Source organism: Streptomyces sp. NPDC048664 (assembly GCF_040650555.1).
GTDB lineage: Bacteria > Actinomycetota > Actinomycetes > Streptomycetales > Streptomycetaceae > Streptomyces.
In genome coordinates this window covers 103,014-119,771 of the sequence record NZ_JBEZHK010000024.1, presented here as the reverse complement: position 1 = coordinate 119,771, position 16,758 = coordinate 103,014, and the positions used below count along the sequence as shown (strand labels likewise).

Sequence of the window (16,758 nt, the reverse complement as noted above, 5' to 3'; positions counted from 1 at the left end):
CACCGTCCGCTCCCTCCTCGACGACATCGTGCGCCGCCAACTCGTCGCCGACGTCCCCCGCTGCACGCTCCTGTCGGGCGGCCTGGACTCCTCCGCGATGACCGCCCTCGCCGCCCGTCAACTCGCCGAGCACGGTGAGAAGGTGCGCAGCTTCGCCGTGGACTTCGTCGGCCACGAGGAGCACTTCGTCGCCGACGAGCTGCGCGCCACCCCCGACGCCCCGTTCGTCCACGACGTGGCCCGAGCGTGCGGCACCCAGCACCAGGACATCGTCCTCGACGTCGCGGCCCTCGCCGACCTCGACGTCCGGGCGAAGATGATCCGGGCACGCGACCTGCCGGTGGGCTTCGGGGAGATGGACGTCTCGCTCTACCTCCTCTTCCGCGCCATCCGCGAGCACTCCACGGTGGCGCTGTCCGGGGAGTCGGCCGACGAGGTGTTCGGCGGCTACCTCCAGTTCTTCGACGAGGACGCCCGACGCGGCGACACGTTTCCCTGGCTGGTGCGCATGGACGACACCTTCGGCAGCGACGCCGATGTCGTGCGCCCGGCACTGAGCGAGGCCCTGGACCTGAAGGGCTACATCGCCGACAGCTACCGCGATGCCGTCAAGGGCGTCCACCGGCTCGACGGGGAGAGCGACTTCGAGTTCCGGATGCGCACGATCTGCCATCTGCACCTGACCCGGTTCGTGCGGGTGCTCCTGGACCGCAAGGACCGGGCGAGCATGGCCGTCGGGCTGGAGGTGCGGGTGCCGTTCTGCGACCACCGGCTGGTCGAGTACGTCTACAACGCCCCCTGGTCGCTGAAGTCGTTCGACGGCAGGGAGAAGAGCCTGCTCAGGGAGGCGAGCGCCGACCTGATCCCGCGCTCGGTGTACGACCGCGTCAAGAGCCCCTATCCGTCGACGCAGGACCCGCAGTACGCCGTCGCCATCCAGGACCACGTCAAGGACATCCTGGCCCGCCCCTCCCACCCGGTGTTCGACCTGCTGGACCGGGAGAAGGTCCACCAGGCCGCCTACCGGGACACCCCGCAGGCCACGCAGGCGGCCCGCCACGGCCTCGAACGCACGCTCGACCTGACGCTGTGGCTGGACCTGTACAAGCCGGACGTCTCACTCACCTGACGGCCGCGTGCCTCCGGTGCCCGCCGCGCCGCCGCCACGGCCTCAGTCCGGCCCGTCCGTCCCGTCCGGACCGCACGAACTGCCGTTGGCGGGCAGCGAGCCGTCCAGCAGGAAGGAGTCGACCTTGTCGTGGACGCACCTGGAGGACGAGTACCCGGTGTGGCCCTCGTCCCTGTTGTCGAGGACCACCGCCGAGGAGCCGAGTCGCCCTGCGGTGTCCATGGTCCAGCGGTACGGGGTCGCGGGGTCCCCCCGCGTGCCGACGAGCAGCATCCTCGGGGTGTGCACGTTCTTCACCTTGCGCCGGATGAAGTCGGTGCCCTTGGGGCGTCCGTAGCACATCAGCATCTCGGTGAGCCGGTAGCGCCCGAAGACGGGGGAAGCCTGCGTGTACGCCTCGCGCAGATGGCCGAGGTCCCGGGTGATCCGGGCGGCGTCCGGGCGGTCCGGGTCGTCCGCGCAGTTGATCGCCATCAACGCGGCGGGCAGGTTGTCGAGGGGAACGTCCTCGGGGGCCACGAGGGCGCCGTTCTCGCGCGGGGGCGCCGAGGGCGCGCTGCGGGCGCGGGGGCCGGCGTCGCCGGGGAGGTGACCGAAGGGGAAGGACATGCCCGAGCCGAAGGCCCCGATGATCCCCGTGGGGTCGCCCTGCTGCATCAGCTGGGACAACCCCTGCTCCAGCAGGGGCCACAGCTGCTTGCTGAACAGCGCCTGCCCGATCGCCCCGACCAGGTCCTGACCCGAGAACGCCGGTCCCGCCGTCGTCGGCACCGGATCGCGGTCGAGGGTGTCGATGAGCCGTACGACCTCCTCGCGGGCAGAGCGGGCGTCCCGTCCGAAGGGGCAGATCATGTTCCGCACGCACCAGGTGAGGAAGTCGTCCAGCGCGGTCTGCTGCGCCTGCGCGCCCTCGATGCCTTGCGTGGACAGTGGTTCGGTGAGGGTGTCCACGCCGTCGAGGACCACCCGGCCCACCTTCCCCGGGAACCGCGCCGCGTACACCGCGCCCAGCCGGGTGCCGTAGGAGAAGCCGAGGTAGTTCAGCTTGCGGTCGCCGAGGGCCTCGCGCATGACGTCCAGGTCGCGGGCGGCGTCGACCGTGCCTATGTGCGCGAGGACCGGACCCGAGTGCTGCGCGCACTGCTCGGCCAACGCGCGTACCTGCCCGAGGACGGCCTTGGGGTCGGTCTCGTCGGCGGGGGAGCCCGTCGCGTCGGTGCTTCCCGCCGACTCCTGACCGCAGGTGACGGGGGAGGACCGGCCGACGCCGCGCGGATCGAAGGTGACCACGTCGTAGCCGTTCGTCAGGTCCATGAAGTCCTTGCCGCCCGCGGCCAGTTCCGGCACACCCGCACCGCCCGGGCCGCCGAAGTTCAGCAGCACGGAGCCCCGGGAGCGGCCCGTTGCCCGGTAGCGCGCCATCGCCAGTTCCAGCGTCCCGCCGCCGGGCCTCGCGTAGTCCAGGGGCACCGTCACCTTTCCGCACTGGAGGTCCTTGGGGGCGCCCTCGTCCGGGCAGGAACTCCAGGCGATCCTCTGGCGGTAGAAGCGGGACAGGTCGGGGCCGCGGCCGGTCTCGGCCGTCGCGGGCAGAGCGGCTGTCAGCAGGGCCAGCACGGCGGTCGTGCCCGCCACGGTGACGGACACGGGGCGGGTGCGCGTGGACAGCATGGTGCCTCCGGGGGCGCACCGGCAGCGGATCCGGCGACGGCCTTGCGATCACGATAGGCGGGCCCGCCCGAACGCGCCTGCGGACGGGACGCGCCCGTGCGCCACGCCGCCGGCGACGGGGTGGTCGCGCCGGTCGCGCGCGGGCCTCGGGGCGCCTCTCGGCAGGTCGCACCGGGTGCCACTCGATGGGGTGAAAGACGAAAAGGCCATAACTCGGATGGCTCACCCGCGTTTTACGGGGTGCGGGCGAGTGCTCGCAGACGATGTCTGGAAGGCAGGGAACCGATGAATCGGGTTACCCGAAACAGTTTGATCGCCGCAGCCGCCGCCTCGGGTGCGGCGCTGTCCGTGGCGCTGCCGGCACACGCGGACTCCGCCGCGAACGGCACCGCGGCCGGGTCCCCCGGTGTGGTCTCGGGCAACACGGTGCAGATCCCGGTCCACGTACCGGTCAACGTGTGCGGTAACACGGTGAACGTCCTGGGCCTGCTGAACGGGGCCTCGGGCAACGCCTGCGCGAACCAGGGCGGCGGCGTGGTCGGGCCGCGGAACGAGGCGGGTGGCCGGCAGCTGGCCGGTGCCCGGCACATGGCCCTTCCGCGACACCACCGGGCCGTGGCCATGGCCGAGGACGGGGGAGGGGCGTTCGCGGGCGGCGACGCGACCGGCTCCCCGGGGCTGCTCAGCGGCAACAACGTGAAGCTGCCCGTCGACGTCCCGGTGAACGTCTCCGGCAACTCGGTGGACGTGGTGGGGATCGGCAACCCGGCGAGCGGCAACACCTCCACGAACGCGTCGAGCACCCACCGCACCGTCACCCGGCCCGCCGCCGGGCCGGTGGCGTCCACTCCTGAGCAGGGCACCCGGGACCAGGCCCAGAGCGGGGACGCGGCGACCCTCGCGCACACGGGCGCGGACGCGACGATGCCCGCGCTCGCGGGCAGCGCGGTCCTCGTGCTCGGCGGCGCCGTGCTGTACCGCCGGTTCCGGGCCGGATCGGCGCACTGAGCCGACCGCGGCTCCCCGCGCGTCGAGCAGGGCTCCGTCGGACGAACGGCAGACGGAGCCCGGCGCGCCATGGCCTGGATGAGGCGTAACGGCTGATCATCGCATGGTGTGGGCACCGGAGTTGGGGAAGGATGCTCAGGCGCGGGCCGACCATCGCGCTCGCTCACCCCCCCCCACGGAATGGAGCACGACGATGACCTCTGCGGGTCCCCACGACCTCGCCGTCACCCGGGCCGGCCTCGACGACTGGCCGGTGATCAGCGGCTGGGCGGCGGACGAGGGCTGGAATCCGGGGCTGTCCGACGGCCCGGCCTTCTTCGCCCAGGACCCCGAGGGCTTCTTCATCGGCCGGATCGCCGGAGAACCCGTCTCGGCGATCTCCCTCGTCAACTACGGTGCCCACTACGCCTTCCTCGGCTGCTACCTCGTACGCCCGGACCTGCGCGGTCGCGGCCTCGGTTCGGCCACCTGGCGGACGGCGCTCGCGCACGCCGGGGGCCGCACCATCGGTCTCGACGGGGTCGTCGCCCAGCAGGACAACTACCGCCGGTCCGGATTCGAACTCGCCCACCGCACCGTGCGGTTCGCCGGGACCGCGCCCGACACCCTGATCGCGGACGGGGTGCGGGCCGCCGACAAGGCGGACTTCGACGCGGTCGTGGCGTACGACAGCGCGTGCTGCCCCGCCGAGCGGCCGCGCTTCCTGGAGCACTGGCTCACCGCGCCCGGGCACCGGGTGTTCGTGCGTGCCGGGCGTGACACCGGCGACCGGCTCACCGGCTACGGCGTGATCCGCCCGGCCCGCGACGGGCTGCGGATGGGACCGCTGTTCGCGGACACGGCGCAGGACGCCGACGCGTTGTTCGCCGCGCTGGCGGGGGTGGCTGTGGGGCGGACGGTGTCCCTGGACGTCCCCGAGCCGAACGGAGCGGCTGTCGCTCTGGCCGAGCGGCATGGCCTCGCGCCGTCCTTCGAGACGGCACGCATGTACACGGGGCCGGTCAGGTCCTACGCCGAGGGGCGGGTGTACGGGGTCACGACGCTGGAACTGGGCTGACGGCTGGCCGCCGGGGTGGGTGGGCCCGGGTGGTCGGTCGGCCGCGGGCCGGCGATGGCTGGTCGCGCGGTTCCCCGCGCCCCTTCGTGGCGCGCTTCGCGCGCGTTCGGTCCTGGTCGTCGGTTCCCCGCGCCCCTGATGGGGGCGCGGGGAACCGCGCGGGGCCCTCGCCCCTACCTCCGTGCCTGTGCTCGGTCCAGCGCAGCGACGCCCACCGCCGCCAGCCCGATCTGGATCAACCACTCGATCCAGTCGATCCCCTTGGTGTCGGCCACCCCGAGTGCCGAGGCGATGGCCGAGCCGATGAACGCCGCCACGATGCCGACGACGATCGTCCACACGATGCCGATGTGCTGCCGTCCCGGGATGACGAGCCGTCCCAGGATGCCGATGACGAGTCCGATGACGATGGCGCTGATGACGCTAGAGATCTCCATCTCCGCCCCTTCATGTGAAGGCCACTGCACTAGTCTCTATGCCCGCCCGGCGCGGTGACAGTCTGTTCCGTCTCAACCCCAGGTCAACGCGAGGTCAATCCTCGCGCCGCCGCGGGGGATGCGTCTGTCCGGACCCGAACTTGCCATGTACGGTTCAACCGATCGTCGGGCGGTCGGCGCACGAAATTCCCCAACGTGCAGGGACCATGCCCTGACGCATCGCATGTCTACGCGCGCAGACCACACCAGCGGCCCCGCGCGAGACTCCCGCACCCGCATCGCTCCTTCCCCAACCCCGCACGGAGGTCCGCCGGATGCTCAACCCCACGAGATCCCGCCCCCGAACAACCGCGCTCCTCGCCCTGCTCGGACTGCTCACGACCGCCGCGGCGGTCCAGTCGGCCACGGACGCGACGCCCGCGCACGCCGCCACCACGACACATCGCGTGCTGTTCGACAACGCGCACGCGGAGACCGCCGGCAACGCGGACTGGATCGTCTCCACCAGCCAGCCCGACCCCCTCGGAGAGAACCCCTCCCCGTCCTCCGACAAGGACTGGACCGGCGCTCTCTCGTCCTGGGGCGTCGCGCTGCAGAAGTCGGGGGGCTACAGCCTCAAGACGCTGCCCGCGGGCTCCAGCCTCGGCTACGGAGGCTCCTCCTCCACCGACCTCAAGAACTTCGACACGCTGGTCCTGCCGGAGCCGAACAAGCTGTTCACGACGGCCGAGAAGACGGCCATCATGAACTTCGTCAAGAACGGCGGCGGCCTGTTCATGATCTCCGATCACACCGGCTCGGACCGTGACAACGACGGCTCCGACGCGGTCAAGATCCTCAACGATCTGATGACCGACAACAGCGTCGACTCCAGCGACCCGTTCGGCTTCTCGATCGACTCGCTGAACATCGCCTCCGGCTACCCGGCCGCCATCAACGACAGCGGCGATCCGGTGCTGCACGGGGCCTTCGGCACCGTCACCAAGAGCCTCATAGCGAACGGCACGACCGCCACGCTGAAGCCCTCCGACAACCCGGCGGTCAAGGGGCTCCTCTACCGCTCCGGCTCCTCGGGCAACTCCGGCGCGTTCTTCCTGACCAGCACCTTCGGCAGCGGCCGTGTCGCGTTCTGGGGCGACAGCTCGCCCATCGACGACGGCACCGGCCAGTCCGGGAACACCCTGTACGACGGCTGGAACGACCCGGGCGCCACCAACGCCGCCCTCGCCCTCAACGCCACCGACTGGCTCTCCGGAGCGAGCGGAAGTGGCGGCACGGGAGGCGGCGGGACCGGGGGCGGCGGCACGGGAGGCGGCGGCACCGGTACCTGCTCCTCCGCCCAGCTTCTCGCCGACAACGGCTTCGAGTCGGGGTCCGGCGCCTGGAGCGCCGGCAGCGGTGTCATCACCGACTCCACCGACGAGTCGCCCCGCACGGGCTCCTCCTACGCCTGGCTCGACGGCTACGGCTCCCCGCACACCGACACCCTGTCCCAGTCGGTGACCGTGCCGTCCGGCTGCACCAACGCCGCACTGAGCTTCTATCTGCACGTCGACACGGACGAGACCAGCACCAGCAAGGCCTACGACACCCTGAAGGTCCAGGTCCTCAACAGTTCCGGGACCGTTCTGGGCACCCTGGCGACGTACTCGAACCTGAACGCCGCGAGCGGCTACGCCCAGCACAGCTTCAACCTCGCGAGCTACGCCGGGCAGACCGTCACCCTCAAGTTCACCGGCACCGAGGGATCCACCCTCCAGACGTCGTTCGTCCTCGACGACACGGCTCTCGACGTGAGCTGACGCGCGAGGGCGGGGGCCGGTCCGCGACCGCGGACCGGCCCCCGCCCGCCGCCGCGCGCGTCCTAGGTGCGCGTGCGGCTGTTCATCTTCATCGCCACCCCCGCGCACATCGCGCCCAGGAGCACGGCGAGAGCGCCGATGACGATGTTGTTGATCACGACTCCCGCGTCCGGGCCGGTGCCGACGATCCACGGGGAGATGATCATCCACGCGCCCAGCGCGCACATGGCCCAGCTCAGGCCGTACATCCGCTCCGGCATGATGGTGAATCCGAGGGCCAGCAGGCCGATCGCGATCCCCATGATGAGGTTGTGTCGCGCGAGCGCCGGCTGGCTCGCCGTGTAGTGGAGTATCCACGGGGACACCGCGCAGTACAGACCGAGCAGGAACACCGGTCCGTCCACGAGCGCCACGTCACGGGTACCGAGCATGCGGGCGTAGCGTGCCCGCATCTCGTGGACATCGGGGTGACTGGCTATGTCACCTCTCGTGTCGCCTCTGGTCTCACCTCTGGGGTGCGAGAGGTCAGCCATGACTCGTCTCCTTCGACTGGGCAGGTCCGACCGCTTCTCGTGCGGTGTGCGGTGATGTCCGCATACCTGTCATTCTGCTCTTATTTCTTCTTTATGTGTAGTCCGGACGGGTGAGGGCGCGACCGACGTGCGCCTCGCGCGCGCCAGTTCGGCCGTGAACTGCGCACCCGCCAGCAGGGACAGATGGGTCATCCACAGCCACACGAGGAAGACGACCACTCCCGCCAGGGATCCGTAGAGCTTGCTGTAGGTGCCCAGTCCGGACGCGTAGGCCGTGAAGGAGACGGTGGCGGCCAGCCACATCGCGGCGGCGAGCACTCCGCCCGGCACCGCGTGGCGCAGCACCCGCGCCTGGGGCGGCCCGGTCCTGAAGAGGATGAGCACCAGGAACGCCACCAGCGTCACCAGAGCGGGCCAGCGCAGCAGGTCCCACGCCGCCGAGCCCGCCCCGCCCAGGCCGGCCCACCGGCCGAGCGTCCGGGCCGAGGGGCCGCCGAGGACCAGCAGCAGCGCGCTGCAGAACCACAGGGCCAGCAGGGTCACCGCCGTGAGCAGGATGCGGTGCGCCTTGCGCAGGGCGGGCCGGGTGTCGGCCACGTCGTGCTGGTCGTGCAGGGCTCGGCGGAAGACGGCGAGGTAACTGCACGCCGACCACAGCGCGCTCGCGCCGCCGCCCACGGCCACCGTGACCGCCGCGGACCGCTCACCGGCCAGCCGGAGCAGCGTGGTGTGCAGGGCGGTGCCCGCCTCCGCGGGGGCCCACGCCGTGACCTGCGCGATCAGCGCGTCCATGAGCTGGGGGCTGATCGCGCCGATCAGCGACAGGGTCATCACCAGCATGGGCAGCAGGGCGAGGATCGCGTAGTACGTCAGCGCGGCGGCCCAGTCCGAGACGTCGTCCCGCCACAGGGCCACCGGGGTGCGCCGGAGCGCCTGCCACAGGGTCCGTCCCGAGGGGCGGGCCTGGGCGAACGCGTGCGCGACGCTCCTGGGTGTACGGATACCGGACGGCGCGCCGACCCGCCGAAGCCATGGCCGCCTCCTGCGAGGCAGCGAAGCGTGTCCTTCCACGCCTGTCCTTCCTTCCGTGCCACGCCGCGCGTGGCCGTCGTGCCGCTGTGCGTGCCGCCGCCGGCGTCCGCCGAGTGCGCGTCCGGTCCCGGGCGAAGCGGCGCTCTCCCTCCACCGCATTCCCTCACCGGGCGGGGAAAGGCCTCGTGGAGGGCCGCCGTGTCACCCGGGCGGCCCTCAGCAGGAGACCTCCTGCGCGAGGGTGAGGCGCAGCCGGAGCAGCCCCCTGCGGGCGTGGCTCTTGACCGTCCCGAGCGGCCAGCCGGTGCGCGCCGCGATCTGGGTCTGCGTCAGATCCTCGTAGAACGCCAGGCACAGCACCCGCCTCTGCGGCGCGGGCAGCCGGGTCAGCTCACGGCGTACGACCACCCGGTCCAGGACCGCCTCGGGGCGCGTGCCGGGCGGCTCGGCCGCTTCGAGTGCCGATGCCACGCAGTCGACCAGCTCACCCCGGCGTGTCCGCGCCGACAGGGCGTCGGCGCTCTTGCGCCGGGCGATGCCGACGATCCACCCGGGAAGCGTGCCGCGGTCCGGCCGGTAGCCGCCCCGGCCCCGCCACACCCCGAGGAACACCTGCTGGGTGACGTCCTCGGCCTCCCTGGCGTCCCCCAGGGCGCGCCAGGCCAGCGTGTGCACCAGGGACGACCACCGGCGGTAGGCCTCGGTGAGGCAGGCCTCGTCACCTGCCCTCAGGCCCAGGGCCACCTCCTCGTCGGTGAGGCGCTCCGCACCGGCGGGACCAGCGGAAACGGGCATCACGACGGCTCCTCACCTCGCGCGGCCGGCGGCGGCCGGACCGTGCTGTGGCACCGAGGCGCGCCGACACGCCCCGGTGTGCTGCCATGGTCCGCGCCCGCCGTGCGTGAGGACAACTCGCATCGATTCTGCGTCGTACAGTCGTGGTATGCGCGCATCCGACAGCGTTCCCGACAGCGTCCACGACGGCGACGGGACCGGCCCCCTCGGCAGGGAGACGGACCCGTCGATGACGACCGGTGCGCTCGCCCGCCGGCTCGGGGTCTCACCCACCACGCTGCGCTCCTGGGACCGCCGTTACGGTCTGGGGCCCGCCGTCCGGTCCGAGGGACGGCACCGCCGCTGGACGCCGGGGGACGTGGCGATGCTGGAGGCGATGTGCCGGCTCACCTCGGCCGGCGTGCCGCCCGCGGAGGCGGCGCGCGCCGCACGGGAGCGGCCGCAGGACGGCGCGCCGCAGGAGGCGGACCACGATCCGCCCGTACCGGGTCCCCGTTCGCGGGCCGCGGGCGCCCTCCCGCTCGGCGACGTCCGGCGGGAGTGCCGGGGCCTGGCCCGGGCGGCCGTACGGCTGGACTCCGCGGCCGTGGACGAGCAGTTGGCGTCCGCCCTCACCCGGCACGGGCTGACCGTCGCCTGGCAGGAGGTCATGGTGCCCACCCTGCACGCCGTGGGCCGCCGATGGGCCTCGTCCCAGGACCGCTATGTCGAGGTCGAGCACCTGCTGTCCTGGCATGTCTCCACGGCGCTGCGGCGCCGCACCCCGCCGCCCGCGCCGTTCACCGGCCCGGGCGCGGGTCCGGTCGTGCTGGCCTGCGCCCCGGGCGAGGAGCACACCCTGCCGCTGGAGGCGCTCAACGCCGGGCTGTGCGAACAGGGCGTGCCCACCCGCATGTTCGGCGCGTCGGTCCCCGCCGAGGCGCTCGTCGCGGCGGTACGGCGCTTGGGCCCGACGGCCCTGGTCCTGTGGGCCCAGGCGCGCGGGACGGCGAGCGTGCCGCTGGCCCGGCACATGGCGGCGGCGGAGTGGGGGCTCAAGGGCGCACGGCGCCGGCCCCTGGTGGTGCTCGGCGGTCCCGGCTGGGCGGGGTGCCCGCTGGAGGGCTTCGTGCGCCCGACCGGGCTGCCGGAGGCCCTGGCCGTGCTCACCGCCGGGCACGAGGGCCGCCTCACCCAGCCGCCGGCCCCGAGGTGACCCGGCCGCTCCCGGGGTGCGGACAGCGCGGGCGCGTCAGGCGCGCCCGCGGGCCCGCTTGAACCGTGCGAGCCCCTCGGAGAGGTCCACGACCGGGTCCGGATAGGCGTCGTAGGCGGCCCGCCGCGCACCGCGCAGCCTCCACGGCTCGTGCACGGCGGGCGCGTCCAGCCCGGCGAGCTCGGGCACCCAGCGGTGCACGTACGCGCCGTCGGGGTCGAACCGCCTGGCCTGCGCGAGGGGGTTGAGGACCCGGTTCGGGCGGGTGTCGGTGCCGGTTCCGGCGGTCCACTGCCAGTTCAGCTGGTTGTTGGCCACGTCGCCGTCCACCAGCAGGTCGAGGAAGTGGCGGGCGCCGACGCGCCAGTCGACGTACAGGGTCTTGGTCAGGAAGCTCGCGACCAGCAGCCGGCCCCGGTTGTGCATCCAGCCCTCGTGGAGCAGCTGCCGCATCGCGGCGTCGACCACGGGGTAGCCCGTCCGGCCCTGCTTCCACGCCTCGATGTCGCTCCGCGCCTCGCGCGGGGACCGCCAGTGGTCGTGCCGGGTGCGGTAGTCGGTGCCGGACGCGTCCGGTCGCGCAGCCAGGACCTGGCGGTGGAAGTCGCGCCAGGCCAGCTGCCGTACGAAGGCGTCGGCGCCCGGGCCGCCCGCACGCCGCGCCCGGTGGACGAGTTCGACGGGGGAGAGGGTGCCGAAGTGCAGGTGCGGCGAGAGCCGGGAGGTGGCGTCGCCCGCGAGGTCGTCGTGGCGGTCCTCGTAGCCGGCGACGCCGTCGCGCAGCCAGGCGGTGAGCCGCTCCCTGCCCTCCCGCTCCCCGCCGCGCGCGAGCCCCGGCGACAGCCCCGTCAGCTCGCGGCGCGAGCCAAGCCCCTGCGAGCCGACCGCCTCCGGTACCCGGACGACGCGCGGCGCGCCGAGGACGTCGCGGGGGTGCTGCCGGGACCAGTGCCCGAAGTACGGGGTGAAGACGGCGAAGTGGTCCCGGGCCGCCGGGGTCACCGCGCCCGGCGGCACGACGCCGGTCACCGTGTCGTGGACGTGCAGCCGGCGGCCCCGCTCCTCCAGGGCGCGCCGCAGCAGCGCCTCGCGCCGGTGGGCGTAGGCGCTGACGTCGGCCGCCATGTGCACCTCGTCCGCGTCCGCCTCGGCCACCACCCGGCACACCTCGTCGACGACGTCGCCCGAGCGGACGACGAGACGGCCGCCGCGGGCGCGCAGACCGCGGTCGAGGTCCTCCAGGCAGTCGGCGAGGAACGCCAGCCGGTTGGGGGCGGCGAACCCGAGGGCGTCCACGGCCGGGTCCCGTACGAACAGGGGCACCACCTGCTCCGAGCCGTCCAGGGCCGCCCGCAGCGCGGGGTGGTCGTACAGGCGCAGATCGGCGGTGAACAGGACGACCGAGACGTTCATGGCGGTGCTCCGGGTACGCGGACGGTGGACTGTGGACTGCTTCCGTACGGCGGCCCCCGGCGGATGCGGACGTCAGCGCGCCGTCCGGTGCTCCTCCTGGCGGGCGCTCTCGTACCGGGCGGCTGCGCGGGCGATGTTGCGGGCCATGCCCCCGAACACGGCGGCGTGGAACGGGGACACGCTCCACCAGTAGGCGTGCCCGAGCAGCCCGTGCGGATGGAACAGGGCACGCTGCCGGTAGCGCGAAGCGCCGTCGCCGTTCCCCTCGGCGTACATCTCCAGCCAGGCGAGCCCGGGCAGCCGCATCTCGGCCCGCAGCCGCAGCAGATGCCCGGGCTCGATCTCCTCCACCCGCCAGAAGTCCAGCGAGTCGCCGACCCGCAGCCGTTGCGCGTCGCGCCGGCCCCGGCGCAGCCCGACCCCGCCGGCCAGCCGGTCCAGCCAGCCGCGCGCCGCCCAGGCCAGGGGCAGGGAGTACCAGCCGTTGTCGCCGCCGATGCCCTCGATCACCCGCCACAGGGCCTCGCGCGGCGCGTCGACCAGGATTTGGCGCCGGTCGCTGTAGAGGCTGCCGCCGGCCCAGCCCGGGTCGGTGGGCAGCGGATCGCTGGGCGCGCCGGGCAGCGAGGCCGAGGACCAGCGTGTCGTCACCCGGGCCTCCCGCACCCGCCGCAGCGCGAGGCGCACCGCCTCGTCGAACGGGACGGGATGCCCGGCGGGCGAGGGCACGTACTCCTCGATGCCGTGCTCGTGGCAGACGACCTCGTGGCGCAGGGACTCGGTGAGCGGTCGGGCGATGGACCTCGGCACAGGCGTCACCAGGCCCACCCAGAGGCTGGACAGGCCGGGGGTGAGGACCGGCACGGAGAGGATGACCCGGGGCGGAAGGTCCGCGACCGCCGCATAGCGGATCATCATGTCGCGGTAGGTCAGCACGTCGGGTCCGCCGATGTCGAAGGCGCGGTTCACCTCCTCGGGCATCGTCGCGCTGCCGACGAGCACCCGCAGCACGTCCCGCACCGCGATGGGCTGGATCCGGGTGTGCACCCAGCTCGGGGTGACCATGACGGGCAGGCGTTCGGTGAGGTAGCGCAGCATCTCGAAGGAGGCCGACCCCGAGCCGATGATGACGGCGGCCCGCAGCACGGTGGTGGGGACCCCGGAGCCCAGCAGGATGCGCCCGACCTCGGTGCGCGAGCGCAGATGCGGGGACAGCTCCCGCTCCGGGACGCCCTGGGGGGTGAGCCCGCCGAGGTAGACGATGCGGCGCACGCCCGCCGCCCGGGCCCGGCCGCCGAAGACACGCGCGGCCTCGCGGTCGGTCTTCTCGAAGTCCCTGCCCGTGCCGAGGGAGTGCACCAGGTAGTAGGCGATGTCGACGCCCTCCATCGCCCGGTCCACCGAGTCGGCGTCGCAGACGTCGGCGGCCGCCACCTCGACCTCACGTGCCCAGGGATGGTCACGCAGCCGGCTCGGCGAGCGGACCAGGCAGCGCACCCGGAAGCCCGCGTCGAGCAGCTCCGGGACGAGCCGGCCGCCGATGTAGCCCGTCGCCCCGGTCACCAGGCACAGCGGCCCCGGTCGTGCCTCGTCGCCGTTCATCGGTCCCGTTCCTCCCGTGCCGTGTATGCCGCCCTCGTGAACCTCTTCCCCGCCGGGGGCCGCCGCGGATGCATCCCTACGCCACCTGGCGGGGTGGCGCCCGGAGTCAGGTCGCCCCCGTACGACATGTTCGCGTCGAGCGGGGGCAACCGGATTCCCACGAAAGCGGTCGTTCGGGCGAGTCCGTCCACGGACGATGGAGGTGTGTTCCGCCATGGGTGCGAAGGTGTTGGAGCAGTTTCCCGCGGGGTCTCCCCGCGGGTCGTGGCCGGCTGAGGAGTACGCGGCGGCGCGCCGCGCCGAGGGAGAGCCCGCCAAGGTCGTCATGGACCTGAAGTCGGACGCGTTCCTGGTGGTGGTCCCGGCCCGCGAGGGCGACTGACCAGCGGTCACATCCGGTGCGCCGCCCGGCCGTTCAGGGCGCCGGGAGGGGCAGCATGACGCCCGCCTCCGGCCCCGGACCGGCAGGGACAGGGCCGCGCGGGTCGGCCGCCGGGCCCTGCCGTCGGCGTCCGGCCCCGGACCGGTGGAGACAGAGCCCCGCGGGCCCGCGGCCGGGCCCTGCCGTCCCGGGTGGGCGCGTGACGTGTAGTTCGCCAACCTGCGCGGCGACACCTCGGTTGCGCCCACAGTCCTCAAGGTGCGTCGAGCCTATGACGGTGTTGTGGGCTGGGGCGGCCGTGTGCTGCGCAATCCGCGTGGTGGGGCTGAGCCGGAGCTGGGCCGGTCATCACATATGGTTTCCGGGCTGGGTCAGTCGACTGGGGCTTGGCCGGGGTCACCGGCGGCTCCGGCTGCGCAGCCGGAATGGGCAGTTACCGATGGGGCTGAAAAGACGACACGAATGCGCTCACCAGATCGTAAACCGGACCGTATCGGATCCCTTGTCGCTGCCATTGCTGGCGTGAGCGGCATCTATCTGGCTCACCTCGCGATGCCGAAATTTCCACTCGGAATCCTGGTCGTCCTTGGAATTATCGCCGGGGCAGGCGTCGCGATCGCGATACGCAAATCGCGGAGAACCAGATGACGCCGGCTTCGCGCCGACTTGCGGTCATGGACGGGGAGGAGGAGTTGGGGCTGAGCCTTTCCATCTTCACTCTGAGCCCTTCACTCCGAGCCGGTCAAATGGAGGGTGAGGACGGCCTTGGGGCAAAGCCCGATAGCGGAGGGCGTACCGCGCACGGGGCGGGGGCAGGATGATCATAAACTGCTCACGCAGGTCTCCCACTCGCGTCCGCCAGTGGGGGCGGCGTGTGCCTCGGCCACTGCGCGCCCACCTGCTCCACGACAGCGGCCCGGAACGCCTCCAAGAGGACGCATCCGGGATACATCCCAAACGCTCCGTACTTCCAGCGGTAATAGCACGACCAGTAGCTCACCACGCGCCGCTCAATGCGTGCGAAGAAGGCCGGGTTGCGAGCGATGAACTCGCCGTAGAGCTTGCGCTGGGTCGAGCCCGGCTCCGCGAGCCCGGGCAGCCCCCGTTCGATCGACTCAATGATCTCCAGCACGTACTCGCCAGCCAACTGCACCACGAACGGGACCGCCCACGGCTCACCCGACGCCGTGATCTGCTCGAGGTGCCGCTGGCGGACCCGGCCATCGTGGTGCCGGGAGTACAGGCCGTGCAGAATCATCTGCTGGGTTCCGGACAGGGCCCGCTCGAATCCGGTGGCCGGTTCCTCGTTGTAGATGCGCGACGGGATGACCACGGTCTCGCCCCGCACCTCGACCTCGAAGGGCGTCATCGGTGCGGAGCTGGCCTCTGGCATGACCGCCAGGACACTCTGCACGTCACGGGCAAGACGGGTCGGAAACGCCGCCATCAGGACGTGGGCGGCGTTCGACGGATCCCGAGGCAACTGCACAACAGGACGATAAGCGGCGAACCTCTCGGTCTCTCAACCGACCACCTCAACGTTGCGGGACAGCCCTTAAGGCGCCGGGTCCGTGTTGGCGCTGGACTGCACAGGCCGGGCGGCACCCCTGCGGCGGCCTCTGCCGCCAGGGACGTCACCTGGAAGCGAGTAACAGCCCGATCTTGCCCCGCAGCCCGGCCATCGCCTCTACGGGCGAGCCATGACGTGGCCCGCCCGTAGAGGCCTCGAAGCCGCAGAGCGCCGGGCAGGCGACTTCGGCGGAAGGAAGAAGGAGAGCGGTGCTGCGTGGGCGGGACGGGTCAGGTAAGCCGCCGTCCCATCTTTGCTGACTGCCGGTTGTGTCCCTTCGTGTCCCACCACTCTTCCAGATGGGCGTGGACGAGGTGCACGAGCTGCAGCAGCCGGTCGGGAGGGGGCGCGGGTGAGCCGAGCACATCCGCCCAGGACTTGTCCTCCCAGAGGAGGGTGACGACCCAACGTTCATCCGGCTGGTCTTGGCGGCGCACAGTCAGCCAGTACCTCAACGTCGCGCTGCGGTCCGGATGATGCTCGACCGTCATTCTGATGACCTCGAACCGGAGTCCGTCAGCGGCGACGTACGAACGGCTCAGAGCCTGCTCGGCTGGTGTCTGTTCCTCCATGGGTATCCGCCCTTTCGCCTCGGCCCGCCCTCCGGCACCGTAGTCAGCAGCGAGCTGCGCCGGCGGCGGCCGGTTGGTCGACGTTGTAGGCCGTCAGGAGGTCGTTGCTCCCAGCCGGGGTACCGATGATGGTGCGGAACTTCTCCACTCGCGGGCACTGATTGAGGTAGGTGGAGTAACCGCCGCGGCCGTTGGGGCTCCCGTTGCCGATGGCAGCGCTTATTTTCCGGTCCATCGTGCTGTTCCAGCCGTGCCGCGCCTTGATGTGCTTCCATCCCCACGTGCTTGTGCCACAGCGCAGGGTGTAGAAGGTGGGAGGGCCAACGGGTACCCGACGGTAGTATTTCTTCAGGACATAGGTGCGGCTGTGACTCCTGCACGTGGTGTCATAGCTGTCGGCCCGTGCGGTGACGGAAGCCCCGACGGGGGACGCGGCGGACGCGGAACCGGCTGCCGGGATCAGCAGAGCCGATAAGGCGGCAGTAGCAGCAAGCCCTGCCTTGGCCGCAGTTTTGTGGAGCATGTGTTCCCCCTTTGTTCTCCTCGTGGTCAAGAGGAGT

16 protein-coding genes are annotated in these 16,758 nt (G+C 72.2%); 6 read left to right on the top strand and 10 right to left on the bottom strand.

Annotated elements, in window-relative coordinates; genetic code table 11:
- Positions 1 to 1,129, top strand: a 1,129-nt coding sequence (locus tag AB0C59_RS24605; RefSeq protein WP_363008049.1) for an asparagine synthase C-terminal domain-containing protein, incomplete at its 5' end; no start/stop codon positions are given.
- Positions 1,130 to 1,171: 42 nt separating this feature from the next.
- Here the strand turns inward: AB0C59_RS24605 and AB0C59_RS24600 are convergent.
- Positions 1,172 to 2,800 carry an alpha/beta hydrolase gene (locus AB0C59_RS24600; protein ID WP_363008047.1) on the bottom strand — a complete coding sequence of 543 codons (1,629 nt, stop codon included), beginning with the start codon at positions 2,798 to 2,800 and terminating at the stop codon, positions 1,172 to 1,174.
- 309 nt (positions 2,801 to 3,109) lie between these two features.
- On the opposite strand from AB0C59_RS24600, the gene AB0C59_RS24595 reads away from it, so the two are divergent.
- Positions 3,110 to 3,808 (top strand): chaplin, encoded by a 699-nt coding sequence (locus AB0C59_RS24595; RefSeq protein WP_363008045.1) that lies wholly within the window; start codon positions 3,110 to 3,112, stop codon positions 3,806 to 3,808.
- Positions 3,809 to 4,001: 193 nt separating this feature from the next.
- The gene (locus AB0C59_RS24590; RefSeq protein ID WP_363008043.1) at positions 4,002 to 4,865 is read left to right on the top strand and encodes a GNAT family N-acetyltransferase; all 864 of its coding nucleotides are present in this window, start codon (positions 4,002 to 4,004) and stop codon (positions 4,863 to 4,865) included.
- Positions 4,866 to 5,038: 173 nt separating this feature from the next.
- On the opposite strand, the gene AB0C59_RS24585 is transcribed toward AB0C59_RS24590, so the two are convergent.
- Positions 5,039 to 5,302, bottom strand: a complete 264-nt coding sequence (locus tag AB0C59_RS24585; protein ID WP_363008041.1) for a GlsB/YeaQ/YmgE family stress response membrane protein — start codon at positions 5,300 to 5,302, stop codon at positions 5,039 to 5,041.
- Positions 5,303 to 5,616: 314 nt separating this feature from the next.
- Here AB0C59_RS24585 and AB0C59_RS24580 point away from each other — a divergent pair, with 314 nt between their 5' ends.
- Positions 5,617 to 7,104 carry a hydrolase gene (locus AB0C59_RS24580; protein ID WP_363008039.1) on the top strand — a complete coding sequence of 496 codons (1,488 nt, stop codon included), beginning with the start codon at positions 5,617 to 5,619 and terminating at the stop codon, positions 7,102 to 7,104.
- 62 nt (positions 7,105 to 7,166) lie between these two features.
- Here the strand turns inward: AB0C59_RS24580 and AB0C59_RS24575 are convergent, their stop codons facing one another.
- The 3 genes from AB0C59_RS24575 to AB0C59_RS24565 all read right to left on the bottom strand — a co-directional run bounded on the left by AB0C59_RS24575 (position 7,167) and on the right by AB0C59_RS24565 (position 9,464).
- A complete protein-coding gene (locus AB0C59_RS24575) occupies positions 7,167 to 7,637 on the bottom strand; it encodes an SPW repeat protein (RefSeq protein WP_363008037.1) in 471 nt (156 codons plus the stop codon).
- Positions 7,638 to 7,706: 69 nt separating this feature from the next.
- A complete protein-coding gene (locus tag AB0C59_RS24570) occupies positions 7,707 to 8,708 on the bottom strand; it encodes a YihY/virulence factor BrkB family protein (RefSeq protein ID WP_363008035.1) in 1,002 nt (333 codons plus the stop codon).
- 177 nt (positions 8,709 to 8,885) lie between these two features.
- A complete protein-coding gene (locus tag AB0C59_RS24565; protein WP_363008033.1) occupies positions 8,886 to 9,464 on the bottom strand; it encodes a sigma-70 family RNA polymerase sigma factor in 579 nt (192 codons plus the stop codon).
- A gap of 229 nt (positions 9,465 to 9,693) precedes the next feature.
- Here AB0C59_RS24565 and AB0C59_RS24560 point away from each other — a divergent pair, with 229 nt between their 5' ends.
- Positions 9,694 to 10,659: a cobalamin B12-binding domain-containing protein gene (locus tag AB0C59_RS24560; protein WP_363008059.1), complete on the top strand. Its 966-nt coding sequence runs from the start codon at positions 9,694 to 9,696 to the stop codon at positions 10,657 to 10,659.
- Between the two features lie 36 nt (positions 10,660 to 10,695).
- Here AB0C59_RS24560 and AB0C59_RS24555 read toward each other — a convergent pair whose 3' ends face one another.
- Together AB0C59_RS24555 and AB0C59_RS24550 are read right to left on the bottom strand one after the other, a co-directional pair.
- Complete coding sequence (locus tag AB0C59_RS24555; protein ID WP_363008030.1) at positions 10,696 to 12,072, bottom strand: deoxyribodipyrimidine photo-lyase; 1,377 nt, start codon at positions 12,070 to 12,072, stop codon at positions 10,696 to 10,698.
- 72 nt (positions 12,073 to 12,144) lie between these two features.
- The gene (locus AB0C59_RS24550; RefSeq protein WP_363008028.1) at positions 12,145 to 13,674 is read right to left on the bottom strand and encodes an SDR family oxidoreductase; all 1,530 of its coding nucleotides are present in this window, start codon (positions 13,672 to 13,674) and stop codon (positions 12,145 to 12,147) included.
- A gap of 214 nt (positions 13,675 to 13,888) precedes the next feature.
- Here AB0C59_RS24550 and AB0C59_RS24545 point away from each other — a divergent pair, with 214 nt between their 5' ends.
- Entirely contained in the window at positions 13,889 to 14,056 is a 168-nt protein-coding gene (locus tag AB0C59_RS24545) for a hypothetical protein (protein ID WP_363008026.1), read from the top strand.
- Positions 14,057 to 14,888: 832 nt separating this feature from the next.
- Here AB0C59_RS24545 and AB0C59_RS24540 read toward each other — a convergent pair.
- The 3 genes from AB0C59_RS24540 to AB0C59_RS24530 form a co-directional block, all read right to left on the bottom strand.
- Complete coding sequence (locus AB0C59_RS24540; protein ID WP_363008024.1) at positions 14,889 to 15,545, bottom strand: hypothetical protein; 657 nt, start codon at positions 15,543 to 15,545, stop codon at positions 14,889 to 14,891.
- Positions 15,546 to 15,856: 311 nt separating this feature from the next.
- Positions 15,857 to 16,198, bottom strand: coding sequence for a hypothetical protein (locus AB0C59_RS24535; protein ID WP_363008022.1), 342 nt, complete (start codon positions 16,196 to 16,198; stop codon positions 15,857 to 15,859).
- A gap of 43 nt (positions 16,199 to 16,241) precedes the next feature.
- Positions 16,242 to 16,721, bottom strand: coding sequence for a hypothetical protein (locus AB0C59_RS24530; protein ID WP_363008020.1), 480 nt, complete (start codon positions 16,719 to 16,721; stop codon positions 16,242 to 16,244).
- Between the last annotated feature and the right edge of the window lie 37 nt (positions 16,722 to 16,758).